We start from the raw sequence: 15,930 nt of genomic DNA on the forward strand, positions 1-15,930 counted from the left end.
GTGGAAAAGGGATGAAGATCAAGCGTTTTCTAGCGCCGGATACTCGGCAGGCGCTGCAACAAGTGAAGGAGGCATTGGGTTCGGATGCGGTCATTTTATCCAACCGCAGGACCGATCAGGGTGTGGAGATCATCGCCACCCTGGATTTCGATATGGAAACGGTCGCCCAAGACAGGTCGGCATCCCGCGAATCCAAACCCTCCGTCGAGACGCCGCCGAGATCGCCCGTCACTCCCCAACCAGCTTTCTCCGCCCGAGGGTATGGGGCGGTAGCCGATGCCACCGGCCGGGACAAAATTCGTCGCCGACCAGCGCCCGCCTCATCTACGCCGCGGTCGGCAAAGACACCGAGGGAAAGTTCTTCCGCGCCTGCGGCGACCGGGATGGAAAGGCGGCCCGCCGGGGGAAGGATCGAGCCCCCTGGCAGTGAGCCGGCGGCCGAATCCTTTGCTTCGCTCCGGCGCGAATTGCAACAAATGCGCCGTCTGCTGGATCGCCATCTTTCCCGCGAAGCTTGGCGCGAGGCGATGGGCGACCATCCCACTCGGCTCGACCTTCTGCGCGCCCTCAACGAACTCGGGTTCGCCCGATCTTTGGCGCTGGATTTGGCCAAGCGTGCGGGAACTCACGAGGACTTGGAAGACGCCTTAGGTCGGGTGAGGCAGATGCTGGCCGAACAGGTGGCGGTTTACGACGATCCGCTTTTGGAATACGGTGGCATCGCCGCCTTGGTGGGACCGACCGGCGTCGGGAAAACCACCACCATCGCCAAATTGGCCGCTCGCTGCCGGCTGAAACACGGTCCTCGCCAAATTGCCCTGGTGACGACCGACAATTATCGCATCGCCGCCCACGAACAGCTCAGCACCTATGCCCGGATTCTCGGCGTGCCGATTCGTGTCGCCGGCAACTCCGAAGAACTGCAGTCGATTTTGCGCGGCTTCCTGGATAAAAAACTGATCTTGATCGACACCTCGGGAATGAGTCCGCGAGATCTTCGCTTGGCGGAACGCTTCGCTTTGCTGCGTGATACGGACATGGCGATCGAAACCTACCTCGTTTTGTCGGCCACCGCCCAGTCGTCCAGCCTGTATGAAGCGATCGATGCCTTTGCCGGATGCCGACCCCGGGCCTGTATTTTGACTAAGCTTGATGAAACGGGTTGCCTGGGTCCGGCCTTGTCAGCCCTGATTGAAAGAGGCATGCCGGCGGCATTTTTCACCGACGGTCAACAGGTGCCGGAAGATTTGCATCCGGCGAGATCGGAGACCCTGATTCGCCGATGTTTCGATGCCGCTCGGTTTTCTCTGCAAGCTGCCGATATGGATTTTGATGTTGAGGATTGGATCGCCCATGCAAGCGCATAATTCGGATCAAGCCGCCGGAATTCGGCGTATGAGTCTTCCGCAGCCCGTGCGAGTATTTGCGGTGGCCAGCGGCAAGGGGGGGGTCGGCAAAACCAACGTTGCCGTCAATTTGGGGGTGGCCTTGGCCCAGCAAGGCCGGGCGACGGCGCTGTTGGACGCCGACATGGGGCTTGCCAACGTGGATATTTTGTTGGGATTGCATCCCCGCCATAATTTGTCCCATGTGATCGACGGTATGCTCACCTTGGATGAAATTTTGGTGGACGGGCCGGCCGGTCTCAAAATCGTACCGGCGGCTTCCGGACTGCAGCGGATGGCGGAACTGTCGGCTGCCGAGCAGGCGGGGTTGATCCGTGCCTTCAGTGAGTTGCGCGTCCCCTTGGAGGTATTGATCGTCGATACCGCCGCGGGCATTTCCGGCCCGGTGGTCAACTTCGCGCGCGCCTGCCAGGAAGTGGTCGTGGTCGTCTGCGACGAACCCGCTTCCCTTGCCGACGCCTATGCTTTCATCAAATTGCTCAGCCGGGATTACCGCTTATTCCGCTTTCAGATCTTGTGCAACCAGGTGCGGACGGCCTCCCAGGGGCGGATGCTGTACGAGAAATTATATCGGGTGACCGAAAGGTATCTGGATGTCAGCTTGAATTATTTCGGCGCCGTGCCCAAGGACGAAGCCGTGAGCAAATCGGTTCAGATACAACAACCGGTCCTCAGCGCTTTCCCTTCCAGCCCTGCCGCTTTGGCATTGAAATCCTTGGCGCGCAAGGTGGAACAGTGGCCGGTGGCAAATACCCCTTCGGGGCAACTGGAGTTTTTTGTCGAACGGATGATTCACTACAGTGCGGAAGAATGGGCGTGAAAGGAGTGGCGGCCTACGCGGCGCAAGCATTGGATCTGGGTGCGGTGGTGCAACAGTACGCGCCCTTGGTACAACGCATCGCCCATCATCTGAAAGGCCGTCTGCCGGCGAACGTCCAACTCGACGACCTCGTCCAGGCAGGCATGGTGGGATTGTTGGAGGCCGTGCGCCAATACGATTCCAATCAGGGGGCCAGCTTCGAAACTTATGCCGGCATTCGCGTTCGGGGCGCGATGTTGGACGAATTGCGGCGTTACGATTGGACGCCCCGCTCGGTGCACCGCAAGGCCCGCGAAATTTCCGAGGCCATGTATCGCATCGAGCGGCGCGTCGGACGCGATGCCCGGGATACTGAAGTGGCGGCGGAGTTGGGCATGACTCAGGAGGAATACCATCGAGCCCTGCAGGATGCGGCCGGATGTCGCTTGTTCAGTGTGGAGGAGCTTGCCGAGCAAGGGGATGCCTTTTGGGAGGGGCACGACGACGGAAAAACCGGCCCGGTCGATTTACTTTCCCAGGAGTGCTTCAAGGAGGCTTTGACCGACGCCATTGCCGGCTTGCCGGAACGCGAGCGCTTGGTCATCTCCTTGTATTACGAGGAAGAGATGAATCTGCGCGAGATCGGAGAAGTATTGGGGGTGAGCGAATCCCGGATTTGCCAAATCAACAGCCAGGCGATGTTGCGTCTGCGCGCCCGAATGCGCGATTGGCTGACTGGTTGATTGACTATAGTTATAAGAACGAGAGGATAACGGATGAGTGAGGTTGTGTTTTGGATAAAAACATGAAAATTCTGGTGGTGGACGATTTCGCCACCATGCGGAGGATCATCAAAAACTTGCTGCGCGAACTGGGCTTCAGCCACATCGCCGAAGCGGAAGAGGGGCAGGCGGCGTTGACGAAACTCCAGGCCGGAGAGTTCGATCTTCTCGTCACCGATTGGAATATGCCCGGCATGGCCGGCATCGATTTGCTCAAGGCGGTGCGAGCGGACGAAAAATTGGCCGAGCTGCCGGTGCTCATGGTGACCGCCGAAGCCCGCCGCGATCAGATCGTCATGGCCGCCCAAGCGGGGGTCAACGGCTATATCATCAAACCCTTCACCGCGGCGACGCTGGAGGAAAAACTGGAAAAAATGTTTGAGCGCTTACAAGCCTAAGAAGGGGGGGAAAAGTGGCCGATCATCATGACGATTCCCTGGAGGCGCGCCTGCAACAGGCCCGCGCCGTCGTTGCCGCCCTGGAACGGGGGGACGAAGCGGAAGCCGACCGCATTCTGGATGAGGAAATCGGGCGGCTGCGCGAGAGCAAAATGTTTCAGGAAATATGCCGGCTTACCCGGCAACTGCACGATGCCATGGCCGGTTTCATGACGGATTCCAAATTGTCCGATTTGACCGAAAACGATATTCCCGATGCCCGCGAAAGGCTGCGTTATGTGATCTCGATGACCGAACAAGCGGCCACCACGACGCTCAACGCGGCGGACGAGATTCTGCCGATGGCTGCGGATTTGGGGACCAAGACCAAAACCTTGTCCAGCCAATGGGACAGGTTCTTGCAGCGTGAAATGCCCTATGAGGAGTTCAAGGAACTCAGCCGCGAAATCACCGTATTTCTGCAAGACCTGAATCAGGGCATGCAGCAATTTCAGGGACAACTCAACGAGGTGGTGATGGCGCAGAGTTTCCAAGATCTGACCGGGCAAATCATCCGCCGGGTGATCGACCTGGTCCAGCAGATCGAGGGCAGCTTGATTCAGCTGATCCGCTTCTCCGCCCTGAGCGAGGGGGCGATGCAGTTGCAAACCGCCACTCAGCAAAAGTCGGCTCCCGAAAAGCTCGCTCAAGAATCTGCGACCGACGCGCAAGGACCGGTGGTTCCCGGAGTGGACCGGACCGCCGTCACCAGTCAGGACGATGTGGACGATCTCCTTTCGAGTCTCGGATTTTAGGAACGCCCATGGCAATCGATCCCAACGACGAAATTCTCCAAGATTTCCTCATCGAGGCCGGCGAAATTCTGGAACAGATGGGGGAACAATTGGTGGCCCTGGAGGACACGCCGGAGGACGCGGATCTGCTCAATACGATCTTTCGCGGCTTTCATACCGTCAAGGGCGGAGCGGGTTTTCTGGGGATTACGCCGCTGGTGGATTTGTGCCATCGAGCCGAGGACGTATTCAACGTCTTGCGCCAAGGCGAGCGCAAGGTCGATCCGGATTTGATGGATGCGGTGCTCAAAGCCTTGGACGGGGTCAATGCGATGCTGGAAGGCATCCGGGCAGGCGAAGAACCCGCGCCTGCCGATCCGGATCTTTTGGCGGCCTTGCAGCGACTCGTGGCGACCGATGCCGCCGACTTTCCCGGCGGGGGAGAGGATGGCGCGACAAGCGAGGGAACCTACGATCCACCAGGGGAAGAAAACAAAGTCCCTACCGACTCGGGAGGAGATCAGGAAGAAGATCCGGTGGAGGCTGAATTCGAGGCGCTTTTGCAAGGCGCCGATGGTGGGGAAGGCGACGAACTTTCAGATGCGAATAAGCCCCATCAAGAGACGGTCGACGACAGCGCTTCCGACCAGGAAGAGCATATCACCGAGGAGGAATTCGAAAAGCTTTTGGATGTCCTCCACGGCCCCAGCGGGGCGCCGGGCAAAAAATCGGCTGCGCCGACGGAGGCGGCCGATACGAGCGAGGAAGCGGCGGGCGAGCATATCACCGACGAGGAGTTCGACGCACTTCTCGATCAGCTCCACGGTCCCGGCCAACATCGGGGCGTTCCCATCCAGCCGTTGGCATCGGATGGCAAGGATATTGCCCCAAGCGTATCGGGGAAGGGAGAGATTCAGACGCAAGCCAAACCGGCATTGAAAGCGGTGTCCGGCGACCAGGGGAAGCCCTCGGCGGATTCCAGGCCTTCCCGGGTGGATTCCACGGTGAGGGTGGATACCCAACGCCTGGACGAGATCATGAACATGGTCGGCGAGCTGGTGTTGGTGCGCAATCGATTCAAAACCTTGCGGTCCGCCCTGGATAATGAGGATATCGCCAAGGCGGTGGCCAGCCTGGATGTGGTCACATCCGATCTTCAATTAGCGGTGATGAAGACCCGGATGCAGCCGATCAAGCGCGTGTTCGGCCGGTTTCCGCGGGTGGTGCGCGACCTGGCCCGCAATCTGGATAAAGAAGTCCGGTTGGAGATGCGGGGAGAAGAGACCGATCTGGATAAGAATTTGGTCGAAGCATTGGCCGACCCCCTCGTCCATTTGGTGCGCAATTCGGTGGATCACGGCATTGAAACTCCCGAGGAACGCGAGCAGATGGGTAAAGCTCGAGAAGGGCTGGTGATCCTCAGTGCCGCCCAGCAAGGGGATCGGATCGAGCTGACCATAGAGGACGACGGCAAAGGGATGGATCCCGATGTGCTGCGTCGAAAGGCGGTGGAAAAAGGGCTGATGGATGCGGAAACCGCAGCGCGTCTGGACCAGCGGGAGTGTTGTCAACTGATTTTTATGCCCGGTTTTTCCACCAAGTCCGAAATTTCCGATATCTCCGGTCGCGGGGTCGGCATGGATGTGGTCAAAACCCGGATCAATCAGATGAACGGCACGGTGGAGATCGATTCGGTCAAGGGCAAGGGAAGCAAGATCACCATCAAGGTGCCTTTGACTCTGGCGATCATGCCCACCTTGATGGTCAAGTTGGATAACCAGCCTTTTGCGCTGCCTTTGTCCAGTGTGGTCGAAATCATGGACTTGGATTTGAAGAAAACCAATGTGGTGGATGGGCAGGAAGTGGTGATCGTCCGGGATCGTACCTTGCCCTTGTTTTATCTGAAGGATTGGTTGATCCAAGGAGATCGCCGCTTGAACGAGGATGAATCGGGACATGTGGTGGTGGTGAATGTCGGTGGACGTTACGTGGGCTTCGTGGTGGATCACTTGGTCGGCCAGGAAGAAGTGGTGATCAAGGCCTTGGGTGCCAAACTCCACGGCTTGCACGGTTTGGCCGGGGCTACCATCACCGGCGACGGGATGATCGCCCTGATTCTGGATGTGCCCGGTCTGATGCAAAAGTATGCGGCCTGATGGACGTCCGATGACCGTGAAAGTTTTGGTGGTGGACGATTCCGCCTTCATGCGTCGGCGCATCGCCGAGATTCTGGAGGAAGATCGGGATATCGAAGTGGTGGAGGTGGCGCGGGACGGCGCGGAGGCGGTACGCAAAGCAGTGACCGTTCAGCCGGATGTGATCACCATGGACGTGGAAATGCCGGTCATGGACGGCATACAAGCGGTCAGACAGATCATGCGGCGGCGTCCTACCCCGATCCTGATGTTGTCGGCGCTCACCCGGGCCGGCGCCCAGGCCACCCTGGCGGCTCTGGAAGCGGGCGCGATGGATTTCATCCCCAAGCGGCTGGAGGATATCCATAATGACCGCCAGGCGGCCAAAATGGTCTTGCGCCACCGGGTGCGGGTGCTGGGCTCCCAAGTTCGTCGGTCCGCCGTTCCCGCAGTCAATCCGAAAGCATCTAGCCCCCGCCAGGAGCCGCGATCGGCACTGGAGTCCCAGGCAAAGCAAGTGCAGCTGTTGGTCATCGCCGCTTCCACCGGCGGTCCCCTGGCGTTACAGAAAATCCTGCCGAAATTGCCGGCCTCGGTGAGGTTTCCGATTTTGCTGGTCCAGCATATGCCGGGCCATTTCACCCCCAGCTTTGCCGAACGCTTGAATCAATTGTCCGCGATCCAGGTTCGGCAGGCGGTGGACGGAGATTGGCTTCGGCCGGGGGTGGCGCTGTTGGCGCCGGGCGGTTTGCAGATGGAATTGATCTCGGGCAAACGCATCCTGATTCGTCCGGGCCATCCAGGGGAGACCTACAAACCCAGCGCGGACGTCACGTTTTCCTCCGTGGCCGAGCATTTCCGTGGCCGGGTTTTGGGGGTGGTGATGACCGGAATGGGCATGGACGGGACGCTGGGTGCCCAGCGTTTGAAAGCCGTCCGGGGCCAGATTTGGGCCCAGGACGAGGCCAGTTGCACGATTTACGGAATGCCCAAGGCGGTGGTGGAAGCGGGGGTGGTGGATCAGGTGCTCTCCCTGGAGACCATCGCCGGTTTATTCGGAGCGATGTAGCTTGTGGATCCCCTGAGCTTGGTCGGGTTGTTGTTGGGCGTGGGTGCCATTATCGGTGGCAACCTGCTGGAGGGTGGCAATCTCGCCTTCTTACTCAACGGACCGGCGATATTGATCGTATTGGGGGGGACGCTGGGGGCGGCATTGCTGCAAACGCCGCCGCATTTGTTTTGGCGTGCGCTGAAAAGAGTCAAACAGGTGATGGTGCCCCCTAAAATCGATCTGGAAAAGCGGATTCGCAAGATCGCGCAATGGAGCGCCTTGGCCAGAAGAGAAGGCTTGCTGGGGTTGGAAGACGAGCTCGATCGCGAACCGGACGGCTTTGTCCGCAAAGGGCTCCAGCTTTTAGTGGATGGCAATGAACCCGAAGTGATTCGCGACGCGATGGAATTGGAGATGGATGCCAAGGAACAGCAGGAGGTGCATGCGGCCAAGGTGTTCGAAGCCATGGGCGGGTATGCGCCTACTTTGGGCATCCTGGGTGCGGTATTGGGGCTCATCCAGGTGATGCAGAATTTGACCGATCCGGAAAGACTGGGGCAAGGGATCGCCACCGCCTTCGTCGCGACCATATACGGGGTGGGGGTGGCCAATTTGGTGTTCCTGCCCATTGCCAATAAGCTCAAGGCCCATGTGCGTGCCGTGACGCTGGGCAGAATTTTGATCATCGAAGGAATCATCGCCATTGCCGAAGGGGAAAATCCCCGCAACATCGAAATCAAACTGAGCGGATTTTTGGAATGAGTTTGCGTAGCTTACGACGGCGACGGCTGGAAGAAGCATCGGATTCCCCTGAGCGCTGGGTGATCTCCTATGCCGACTTCATTACTTTGCTGTTCGCTTTTTTTGTGGTCATGTATGCCATTTCCGTGGTGAACGTAGGTAAGTACAAAGTATTGTCCGAGTCGCTGGAAAAAGTATTCAAGGACCGAAAAGCGTCGGTGCGGAAAGTGCCGGATCCAATCCAGGTGGGAGAAATTCCGCGCACCAGCGATCCCATTCAGGTGGATGGTGTGTCGGAATCGGCCAACCTACAGCGATTGGCGAAGCAGATCGAGGAGGTCTTGGCTCCCTATATCGATGACGATCTGGTCACGGTGGAGCGCGATGAATATTGGATCGCGGTGGAAATGAAAAGCGGGATTTTGTTTCCCAGCGGGAGTGCGGAGCTTTCCGACGAAGCCGATCCGGTGTTGACCAAGCTGGCCGAGATCGTTCGCCAGATGCCGGCCAATCCCATTTATATCGAAGGCCACACCGATAACGTTCCCATTCATACCCGAGCATTTCCGTCTAATTGGGAATTGTCGGCGGCGCGCGCGGCCAGTGTGGTAAGGCGATTGGCCGATTACGGGATCGTTTCCCGCCGTATGGCGGCAATCGGGTACGGGGAAAATCATCCGGTGGCCGGTAATGCGACGGCAGCGGGGCGCTATCGCAACCGACGTGTGGTGATGGTGCTGCAAGCCAAAAACTTGGCGCGTTATCAAGTGACGGCCGGAGAACGGGGGCGATTATTGGCGGCGAGCGCGCCGCAGCAAACAAGCGAATGAGGCGATCGATGCACGTATGGGCGATTTCGAATCAAAAAGGCGGGGTCGGCAAGACCACGACCACGGCAAGCCTGGCCGGATTGCTGACCGCACGCGGCCTGCGGACGCTGGTGGTGGATTTGGATCCCCACGGTTCTCTGACCAGCTATTTCGGCATCTCGCTGGAAAGCGCCGGCGCGGGCGTCTACGAGCTTTTTCAGGACGTGGCCGCGGGTAAGCCGCCCGATCCGACGGCCCGCCTGCAATCCACATCGGTGGAGAAGCTGGATCTGCTGCCCGCGGTGATGACGTTGGCCACCGTCGAACGTCAGGCGGGAACGGTGGAAGGATTCGGCCTGGTGATTCGCCAGGCCGTGCTCAGACTGGTGGATCATTACGACTATGTATTGATCGACAGTCCGCCGATGCTGGGGGTGTTGATGGTCAATGCGCTGGCCGCGTGTAACCGTTTGATCATCCCGGTGATGGCCGACTTTCTCTCCCTGCGGGGCTTGGAACGTATGCAGAGGACACTGGCAATGATCGGACGATCGCGCAAGCAGCCGCTTCCCTTTACCATCGTCCCCACCTTGTACGACCGGCGGCCCAAGGTTTCCGCGGATAGTCTGCAGGCCCTGAAGGATCGCTACGGAGAAAATGTCTGGGGTGGCGTCATCCCCCTCGATACCAAAGTGCGAGAGGCCAGTCAGGCGCATTTGCCGGTTTCTTTATATCGTTCCTCATGTCGGGCGGCGAAGGCGTATGGCGACTTGTTGGAATCCTTATTGCGATTGGATGACAGTGACAGCGAGGAGACTGGCTTGAAAAAGCATGGGGGGAGGCAGGAGAAGAAAGGCATGGGCTCGAAACGCTATGGAGAACAAACTGGGACCCTATCGATATGAAGATGGAAGAGCAAGTATTGGCCGACTATCTTGAAGGTTTGCTGACCGAAACGGACTCCCGGCCGCTGCAGGTCTCTCCCGCCTTACCGGAAGGATGCCCCGATTGGATACGAGAAGAATTTTCGGTCCAGTTGTTCCGGCTGGGAAATGTACGTTTCGCCGTGCCGAAGCAGCAGCTTAGAGATGCGATTGAATGGGAAGGTGAGATCGAGACTCAAGCCGAGGGGCCCGATTGGTCGATGGGGCGGGTGAGTGTCGGCGAGCGCGAGATGTGGGCGGTGGATCCGGCGGAATGGATCTTGCCGGGTAAATCCATCGGCGGACCGTATGGGGGGCTATTGTTTCCTACCGTGGGCGATATGGTTCTGGTCTGCCGGAAAGTAGAAGAGCTCTCCGTTTGGTTGCCGGCGGGAGTGCGTTGGCGCGCCGACCGAAATCGTCGCCCCTGGTTGCTGGGGATGACGTTGAAAGAGCCATGTCCCCTGATCGATTTGACAAGATTAGTGCAAGATTTGCAGTCCGGACGAGGTGGAGGTACCTGAGATGGCAGATGCAGCGGAACATAAGAGAAATGGCGGAGAAAAAAACGAAGACGAGCTGCTCCAATGGGTGACGTTCCGACTAGGGAACGAAACCTATGGCATCAACGTGATGCAAGTGAAGGAAGTGCTTCGGGTCAGTGAGATCGCGCCGGTTCCTGGGGCGCCGGATTATGTGATCGGGATCATCAATCTGCGCGGCAACGTGGTGACCGTGGTAGATACTCGGAGTCGTTTCGGTTTGCCGCCCAAGCCCAGCGATGGAATGTCCCGGATCGTCATTATCGAGTCCGCCGAACAGGTCATCGGCATCTTGGTGGACAGTGTAGCCGAGGTGGTGGAGCTGCGCGCCACGGAGATCGAGACCGCTCCCAATGTCGGTAATGAAGACAGCGCGCGGTATATTCAAGGCGTTACCAGTCGGGGTGGGAATCTTTTGATCCTGGTGGACTTGAATAAATTCCTGACCGAAGAGGAAATCGCCGAGCTGGAAACTTTTTAACGAATTGCTCTAGCGAAACCAGGCGGTTACACTTCTTTTGGCTGTCATCTCGACGCTACAGGTATGTTGCGTGCCGCTGCAGGTCCCTAGCCACAGGACTTCTTTTCCTGCGGCGGGATCCGCCGTTAGAGTCACAAAAGTATTGGCGGGATAAGTTTCCATACAGTCTTCTGGACAATCGATACCGGCAGGTTCGCTGATTACCCTGCCCGTACCAATAATCCGTACCGCCAGAAGGTGGCCTATTTGCTTGCTATCAACCGTAGTGGCTTCGGTCGCGCTGTTATTGTCTGGGATCGGATCTGGTTGGTCGGCGGTTGCAGTGGCGCTCACGCTGATGCCGCCGGCATTGGTGGGAGTGGTAATGAGGGTGATTGTGGCTTGCTCTCCGGTCGCTATGTTTCCTAATATACAGGAGGTGTTTATTTCGCCTGTGCAATTGCCTTGGCTGGTAGATATTTCCACTGGCTCCAGCTGACTTGGCAATGAAAGGGAAGCGGTCACGCCGGTGGCAGCATCGGGTCCGTGATTAACGACCGTCGCCGTGTAGGTTAGTATTTCACCTATGCTTGCGGGATCGGGCTCATCTGTCAGAGTCATGGAGAGGTCGGCTTCCTCGGTAGGAGGTGGCGGTGCGCCAGAATCTGAACCATAGAGATTAAGGCGCCAGGCTTGGAAGGTGCCGGTGTTTCCGCTCGCCAGATCCCGAACCTCGAGCGTCCAGGTACCCCAAGAGGATTCGCCTAAATGGCGGACGGAGGTAAAGCGCCAGTTGGAGTAATGGGAGGTGTTACTGCCCGAGTCATGTTGCTCGGCTAGCACGCTAACGGTGCCGGCGGGCGAAATCAGGCGAATATCCAAATCCCCCCATTGAGGATGGTCGTCCGCATTGAAAATCACTTCCGCCGATTCGACCCGAATATCTTGGGAGATTTCCACATGGGAACTGACACCGCCGGGGTTGTCGTCGGGTATCGGAATATTCGGTGACGCATTCTCATTTAATGTGATTTCATCTCCCAGGAGGGGCCAGTTGCGAGCGGTTTCCACCGCTGCGGCGATGTCGATCCGACCGAAGCCGAATTGATGATTAATGGGATAACCGGCGCCGTTCTCCGTCCAATCTGGATCTTGAGGGTCATTTTGTATGGCGGTTGTGGCCAGGATGTGTTGAACATCCCTCCAACTTAAATTGGGGTTGGCTTCCAGCAAGAGAGCCAGCGCACCGCATGCGAGAGGGCTGGTGGCGGAAGTGCCGCCAAATGCGTCGGTATAGTTGCCGAAATCGTAGCCCGAAAATCCGGATCGGTCGGTGGAGGTGATCGCTAAAGTGCCTCCGCTGGAAGGCGTGTTAACAAGCAGGTTGGCGCCTTTTTCGGAATAAAATGCCCGTGTCCCCTCGTTGGTGGAAGCGGCGACCGCTATGGTGTAGCGTAAATTGGCGTATCCGTCGTAGTTGGAATTGTCGTTGTCTCCACCGTTGCCGCCCGCCCAGCAGTAAACGATACCTTTGCCATTCCGGCCGTTGGTGGCTCCGTCGGCGATGGCCGTCTCAGTGAGGGGGCCGGGTCCCGCCAGTAGTTCACCTCCGTCCGGCGGTCCCCAGCTGTTATTGGATAGATCGACGATGTCAGGGCGATAATTCAATGCAGCAGCCTCATTGGTGTCGCTGGTCGCGCCGAGTAATCTTAGCCCGATAAGATCGGCGTTAGGGGCGGTGCCAACGATTCCCAGTCCGTTATCGCCGTTGGCGGCGGCGATTCCGGCCACAGCAGTCCCATGTTTACCGGCAGTGGGATCTCCGTCGTTTCCCACATAGTCATAATGGGGCGCGGAAGCTGTATTGGCCTTGAGATCTTCGTGATTAATTTCCAAACCGTCGTCGACGATGGTGATTTGTGTGCCCTCGCCGGTAAGCCCTTCGGCCCAAGCTGGCGTGATATGGATATCGGCCCCGGGCATTCCTCCGCCTTGGCCGGTGTTGTCCAGGTGCCATTGGTCCTGGAATAGAGGGTCGTTCCAGCTTGCTTCGTCGTTGTCCTCGCCGGGGGGAACCGAAGTCGTGATCGTGGCAGCGTTATTGGCCGGATTGGGGTCGTTACCAATGGCTGATATCTGAGCCGTATTGGTAATTTCCTTGCTTGCTGTCGGAATGACCTGCAGGCTTATCGTGGCAGTTCCGCCATTTTTCAAAAAACCGATAGTGCACTCAACGGTGACCGAGCCGGAGCAAAAGCCATTGGAAGCGGTTGCCGATATGAACGTCGTGCTTGACGGAAGTGTATCCGTTATATGAATGTTTCTGGCGGTATCGGGGCCGTTGTTCTTTATCGTAATTAAATAGGTTAGCGGTTGTCCTTGAACTGCGATTTTCGGCGTGGCGGTTTTTTCGATTTGCAAATCAGCATTAAAGACAAGGCGTGTTTGGCGAGGGCGAAGCCAATTCGGGTAGGCATAACGCACCGAGGAGTCCTGCTCGTATATTTGCCGAGATTTCCTTATGCAGTCCAGGCCGGTGCAGGAAAAGAGGAAGGTATTATTCGGCAATAATTTGCGTTTGAGTGACAAGTCATAATTTTTTCCCCAGCGTTTAACTTCCTTGGCAGATTTCGAAGAAGTAAATTGAACGATGACTTCCGGTAGGAGGACAAAACCCCACTTCCTAGTTTCAGGAGACGGATGAAACACAGGGGCAATCCGTTCGATTTCAGAGGATGGACTCTGCTTGAGCAGCCGGTCGAATTCTTTTCGAATCAATGGTTTTGACAGGTGAATTCGTGCATAGAGTTCATTTGCTTCGATCAGACTTGCATCTGGAAAAACCTGTATTAACCGAGGCCACTCTTCTGGTTGGATGTGTCGTGTTTTAGAGAAAACAGCGATTTCACTGGAGGCAAGCCAGAATGTACGTCTCTGGTTGCCGTCATACCAAATCCATCGGTGGGATGTCGAATAAGCCGGGGAACTGATCGTGGAGGAATTCCTTGAATCTTTCGCCTGAATGGGAATGTTAAAAAAGATTGCCAGAATCCATATGGCAGTAAGTATAACGCTAGGATGTGAGAAACTCATTACAGTTTTCCTGTAAATTTGAGTGTTTATCCGTTTAAGTCGTTATTTAGGAAAATAGCACAAAAAAGCAGGGACTACCTGCTTTTTTGTGCTGGATTTTGTAATGGCAACAGTGTTTATTATGGAAGTTTGCAGATTATATTCATGGGATTTCCGGAAGTAAAAGCGCATTGGCTGGAATCGATTTCCTCAAGGAAATTCGTGCATGGGTTTCCGATTTCATTTTCTAGAACCGTTTGGGTGTCTTGGGACACATTGGGCCCGAATTCCATCGCCGTGATTCGGCTCGGTGTCGGGGCACTTGCGCTTCCGGCACTGCTTGAGCAGCTACTGGAACCTTCCCCTGAAGAAGAACAAGATCCCGAAGTAGAATCTGTAGAGGCTACGGGCTTGCACACCGCCATTATGACGCCCTGTGCGCTAGGTGTGCTTCCGCCTCCTCCGCCTATCGGTGGAAGTGTCAATGCCTGGGAAGGCATGGACCAAAAAGAGCCAAGGGTCAGAGAGAGCAAAAGAAGATGTTTATGTCTCATGGATTCCTCCATATCAATCGAGTTTCGGTTGCTGGCTAATTATTTAGCTCGGCCAAGTAGTTTGCTTGTAATGTAGGCACGAATTACGGGGTAGAAGGTTGATGGCAATAAAGTTGATATTTCCCGCTTTCGGAGCCGGTAAGGCGGGTAGAAGCTCATAACCTTATTTGCGAAAGCGTCATGTCGATCAGACGCTTCAAAAAATGACTACCCCTCCCTTTTTGTAAAAGCAAATATCAAGCCAAGTCGAAGTTTTTCTTTTGTCGAGGTTTTAGTAAAGAGCTTGGCCGATGCTATTAGTTATGGGGGGTTGTCTAATGGGTTTAATAAAGTTGTTTTTTTAACTTTTTGGCTTGCGAAGTTGTTTAAAAATTCTATGTAAAAAAAACAGACAAGGAGTGGGGAAAACGTTTTGAATTATTTCTTTTTAAGAAAAAATGGGGATATATGTGTAAGCAATTGCTTACAGTGTCAGAATTAATTTATAGCTGTTTTTGTCTTGGGCTATATTTTGAATCCATTAAAATCAAAGGCTTGTATTAAGAGTATCGATATAAGGGTAGAAATTGATTTATATCAAAAATTGAAATCACATCTTCCGATGTCATTTTTTTTTACAGATTACAGTAGGTATTTGACCAAAGTCTTTGGTTGGGTTTTATGAGAAAATCCAGTTAAATCAATGTGTTGATTTTTATTGTTTAATTTTGATAAATAATTATTGTTTGGCGCTGCAAGCATGTATTCCGTTAGAGATATGTCAGGGTTTTTTACATAGCTATAAGCATGATTGTAGAAATTTCTTAAAAAAAGACTCTGTTGATATGGATTATAGGTGTATTTTCTTTTAAAAAAACAGTAAGTTACAGTTTGGGTGAAAATTATTGGCATGCAGTATGCAAGATTATTTGATGAAGGGCATCCCATCGTCTCTGGGAGATAGAAATGGAGATAGAAATAAAGATGTCAAAAATATCATGTTTTTCTGTTATCCGAGGTTTGCCATGAATAAAGTCTTAGCTTTAGGTGCAGGTGCTGGATTAATAGCGTCTGCTGCAATGGCCGATCCTATAGGGCCAACCTTATTGACAGGTGCTGAGATGGACCGGATTAGTGCTGGAGGCGTGGCGGTGGTCACTGCAAACGCGACGGCCACCTCTCCCATTATTGCGCTCACTAACACTAATACCGCTGCGGTGTCGAGCGTTTCCAACCCGGACTCAGGGATCTCCGGATCTGCGGTAGGGGCAGGCGGAGGGGCCATTGCCGTCGGAATAGGCGAAGGCTCCACGACCGAAACTTCGGTCGAACCGATAGTTCATGCGAACAATTCCGGATCCAAGGACGGCACCATGACGATCTCGCTGGGTTCGACCACCGAAGTCGGTTTTCTTGAAATAAGTTCGGGGGCAGCCGTAGAAGTCGGAATCGTCGGGCTGGGCTACTTCCCGTAATCAGAATCTGCAGCCCTCCAGCCGGGTGGCT

General features: G+C 55.6%; 14 protein-coding genes. 13 read left to right on the forward strand and 1 reads right to left on the reverse strand.

Going from position 1 to position 15,930, the window contains the following annotated elements; genetic code table 11:
- Nucleotides 1–11 precede the first annotated feature (11 nt).
- From flhF to H035_RS0104920, 12 genes are all read left to right on the forward strand, one after another.
- The gene (gene flhF / locus H035_RS0104865) at nucleotides 12–1,367 is read left to right on the forward strand and encodes a flagellar biosynthesis protein FlhF (protein WP_022947876.1); all 1,356 of its coding nucleotides are present in this window, start codon (nucleotides 12–14) and stop codon (nucleotides 1,365–1,367) included.
- On the forward strand, nucleotides 1,354–2,226 hold the full coding sequence (locus H035_RS0104870) for a nucleotide-binding protein (protein ID WP_022947877.1): 873 nt from the start codon (nucleotides 1,354–1,356) through the stop codon (nucleotides 2,224–2,226). Before flhF ends, H035_RS0104870 begins: the two co-directional genes overlap by 14 nt.
- Nucleotides 2,223–2,948: an RNA polymerase sigma factor FliA gene (locus tag H035_RS0104875; RefSeq protein ID WP_026596277.1), complete on the forward strand. Its 726-nt coding sequence runs from the start codon at nucleotides 2,223–2,225 to the stop codon at nucleotides 2,946–2,948. The genes H035_RS0104870 and H035_RS0104875 overlap by 4 nt, the downstream gene beginning before the upstream one ends.
- Before the next feature lie 62 nt (nucleotides 2,949–3,010).
- Nucleotides 3,011–3,385, forward strand: coding sequence for a chemotaxis response regulator CheY (gene cheY / locus H035_RS0104880; RefSeq protein ID WP_200861527.1), 375 nt, complete (start codon nucleotides 3,011–3,013; stop codon nucleotides 3,383–3,385).
- Between the two features lie 14 nt (nucleotides 3,386–3,399).
- Complete coding sequence (locus H035_RS0104885; RefSeq protein WP_022947880.1) at nucleotides 3,400–4,179, forward strand: protein phosphatase CheZ; 780 nt, start codon at nucleotides 3,400–3,402, stop codon at nucleotides 4,177–4,179.
- An 8-nt stretch (nucleotides 4,180–4,187) separates the two neighbouring features.
- Nucleotides 4,188–6,314 (forward strand): chemotaxis protein CheA, encoded by a 2,127-nt coding sequence (locus tag H035_RS0104890; protein WP_022947881.1) that lies wholly within the window; start codon nucleotides 4,188–4,190, stop codon nucleotides 6,312–6,314.
- A gap of 10 nt (nucleotides 6,315–6,324) precedes the next feature.
- Nucleotides 6,325–7,362: a protein-glutamate methylesterase/protein-glutamine glutaminase gene (locus tag H035_RS0104895; protein WP_022947882.1), complete on the forward strand. Its 1,038-nt coding sequence runs from the start codon at nucleotides 6,325–6,327 to the stop codon at nucleotides 7,360–7,362.
- A gap of 3 nt (nucleotides 7,363–7,365) precedes the next feature.
- A complete protein-coding gene (locus H035_RS0104900; protein ID WP_022947883.1) occupies nucleotides 7,366–8,106 on the forward strand; it encodes a flagellar motor protein in 741 nt (246 codons plus the stop codon).
- Nucleotides 8,103–8,915: a flagellar motor protein MotD gene (gene motD, locus H035_RS18220; RefSeq protein WP_022947884.1), complete on the forward strand. Its 813-nt coding sequence runs from the start codon at nucleotides 8,103–8,105 to the stop codon at nucleotides 8,913–8,915. Before H035_RS0104900 ends, motD begins: the two co-directional genes overlap by 4 nt.
- Before the next feature lie 8 nt (nucleotides 8,916–8,923).
- Entirely contained in the window at nucleotides 8,924–9,799 is an 876-nt protein-coding gene (locus H035_RS18225) for a ParA family protein (RefSeq protein ID WP_022947885.1), read from the forward strand.
- On the forward strand, nucleotides 9,796–10,341 hold the full coding sequence (locus tag H035_RS0104915; protein ID WP_022947886.1) for a hypothetical protein: 546 nt from the start codon (nucleotides 9,796–9,798) through the stop codon (nucleotides 10,339–10,341). Before H035_RS18225 ends, H035_RS0104915 begins: the two co-directional genes overlap by 4 nt.
- A 1-nt stretch (nucleotide 10,342) precedes the next feature.
- A complete protein-coding gene (locus tag H035_RS0104920; protein ID WP_022947887.1) occupies nucleotides 10,343–10,840 on the forward strand; it encodes a chemotaxis protein CheW in 498 nt (165 codons plus the stop codon).
- 9 nt (nucleotides 10,841–10,849) lie between these two features.
- On the opposite strand, the gene H035_RS20695 is transcribed toward H035_RS0104920, so the two are convergent.
- Nucleotides 10,850–13,912, reverse strand: coding sequence for a S8 family serine peptidase (locus H035_RS20695; RefSeq protein WP_022947888.1), 3,063 nt, complete (start codon nucleotides 13,910–13,912; stop codon nucleotides 10,850–10,852).
- A gap of 1,429 nt (nucleotides 13,913–15,341) precedes the next feature.
- On the opposite strand from H035_RS20695, the gene H035_RS0104930 reads away from it, so the two are divergent.
- Nucleotides 15,342–15,899, forward strand: coding sequence for a hypothetical protein (locus H035_RS0104930; protein WP_022947889.1), 558 nt, complete (start codon nucleotides 15,342–15,344; stop codon nucleotides 15,897–15,899).
- Nucleotides 15,900–15,930 lie beyond the last annotated feature (31 nt).

Origin of the sequence: Methylohalobius crimeensis 10Ki (assembly GCF_000421465.1) — a bacterium.
Classification (GTDB): Bacteria; Pseudomonadota; Gammaproteobacteria; order Methylococcales; family Methylothermaceae; genus Methylohalobius; species Methylohalobius crimeensis.

Coding starts and splice junctions, on each gene's coding strand:
- flhF (WP_022947876.1), top strand. CDS start 12: ATGAAGATCAAGCGTTTTCTAGCGCCGGATACTCGGCAGGCGCTGCAA.
- H035_RS0104870 (WP_022947877.1), top strand. CDS start 1,354: ATGCAAGCGCATAATTCGGATCAAGCCGCCGGAATTCGGCGTATGAGT.
- cheY (WP_200861527.1), top strand. CDS start 3,011: ATGAAAATTCTGGTGGTGGACGATTTCGCCACCATGCGGAGGATCATC.
- H035_RS0104890 (WP_022947881.1), top strand. CDS start 4,188: ATGGCAATCGATCCCAACGACGAAATTCTCCAAGATTTCCTCATCGAG.
- H035_RS0104895 (WP_022947882.1), top strand. CDS start 6,325: ATGACCGTGAAAGTTTTGGTGGTGGACGATTCCGCCTTCATGCGTCGG.
- motD (WP_022947884.1), top strand. CDS start 8,103: ATGAGTTTGCGTAGCTTACGACGGCGACGGCTGGAAGAAGCATCGGAT.
- H035_RS18225 (WP_022947885.1), top strand. CDS start 8,924: ATGCACGTATGGGCGATTTCGAATCAAAAAGGCGGGGTCGGCAAGACC.
- H035_RS0104915 (WP_022947886.1), top strand. CDS start 9,796: ATGAAGATGGAAGAGCAAGTATTGGCCGACTATCTTGAAGGTTTGCTG.
- H035_RS0104920 (WP_022947887.1), top strand. CDS start 10,343: ATGGCAGATGCAGCGGAACATAAGAGAAATGGCGGAGAAAAAAACGAA.
- H035_RS20695 (WP_022947888.1), bottom strand. CDS start 13,912: ATGAGTTTCTCACATCCTAGCGTTATACTTACTGCCATATGGATTCTG.
- H035_RS0104930 (WP_022947889.1), top strand. CDS start 15,342: ATGCAAGATTATTTGATGAAGGGCATCCCATCGTCTCTGGGAGATAGA.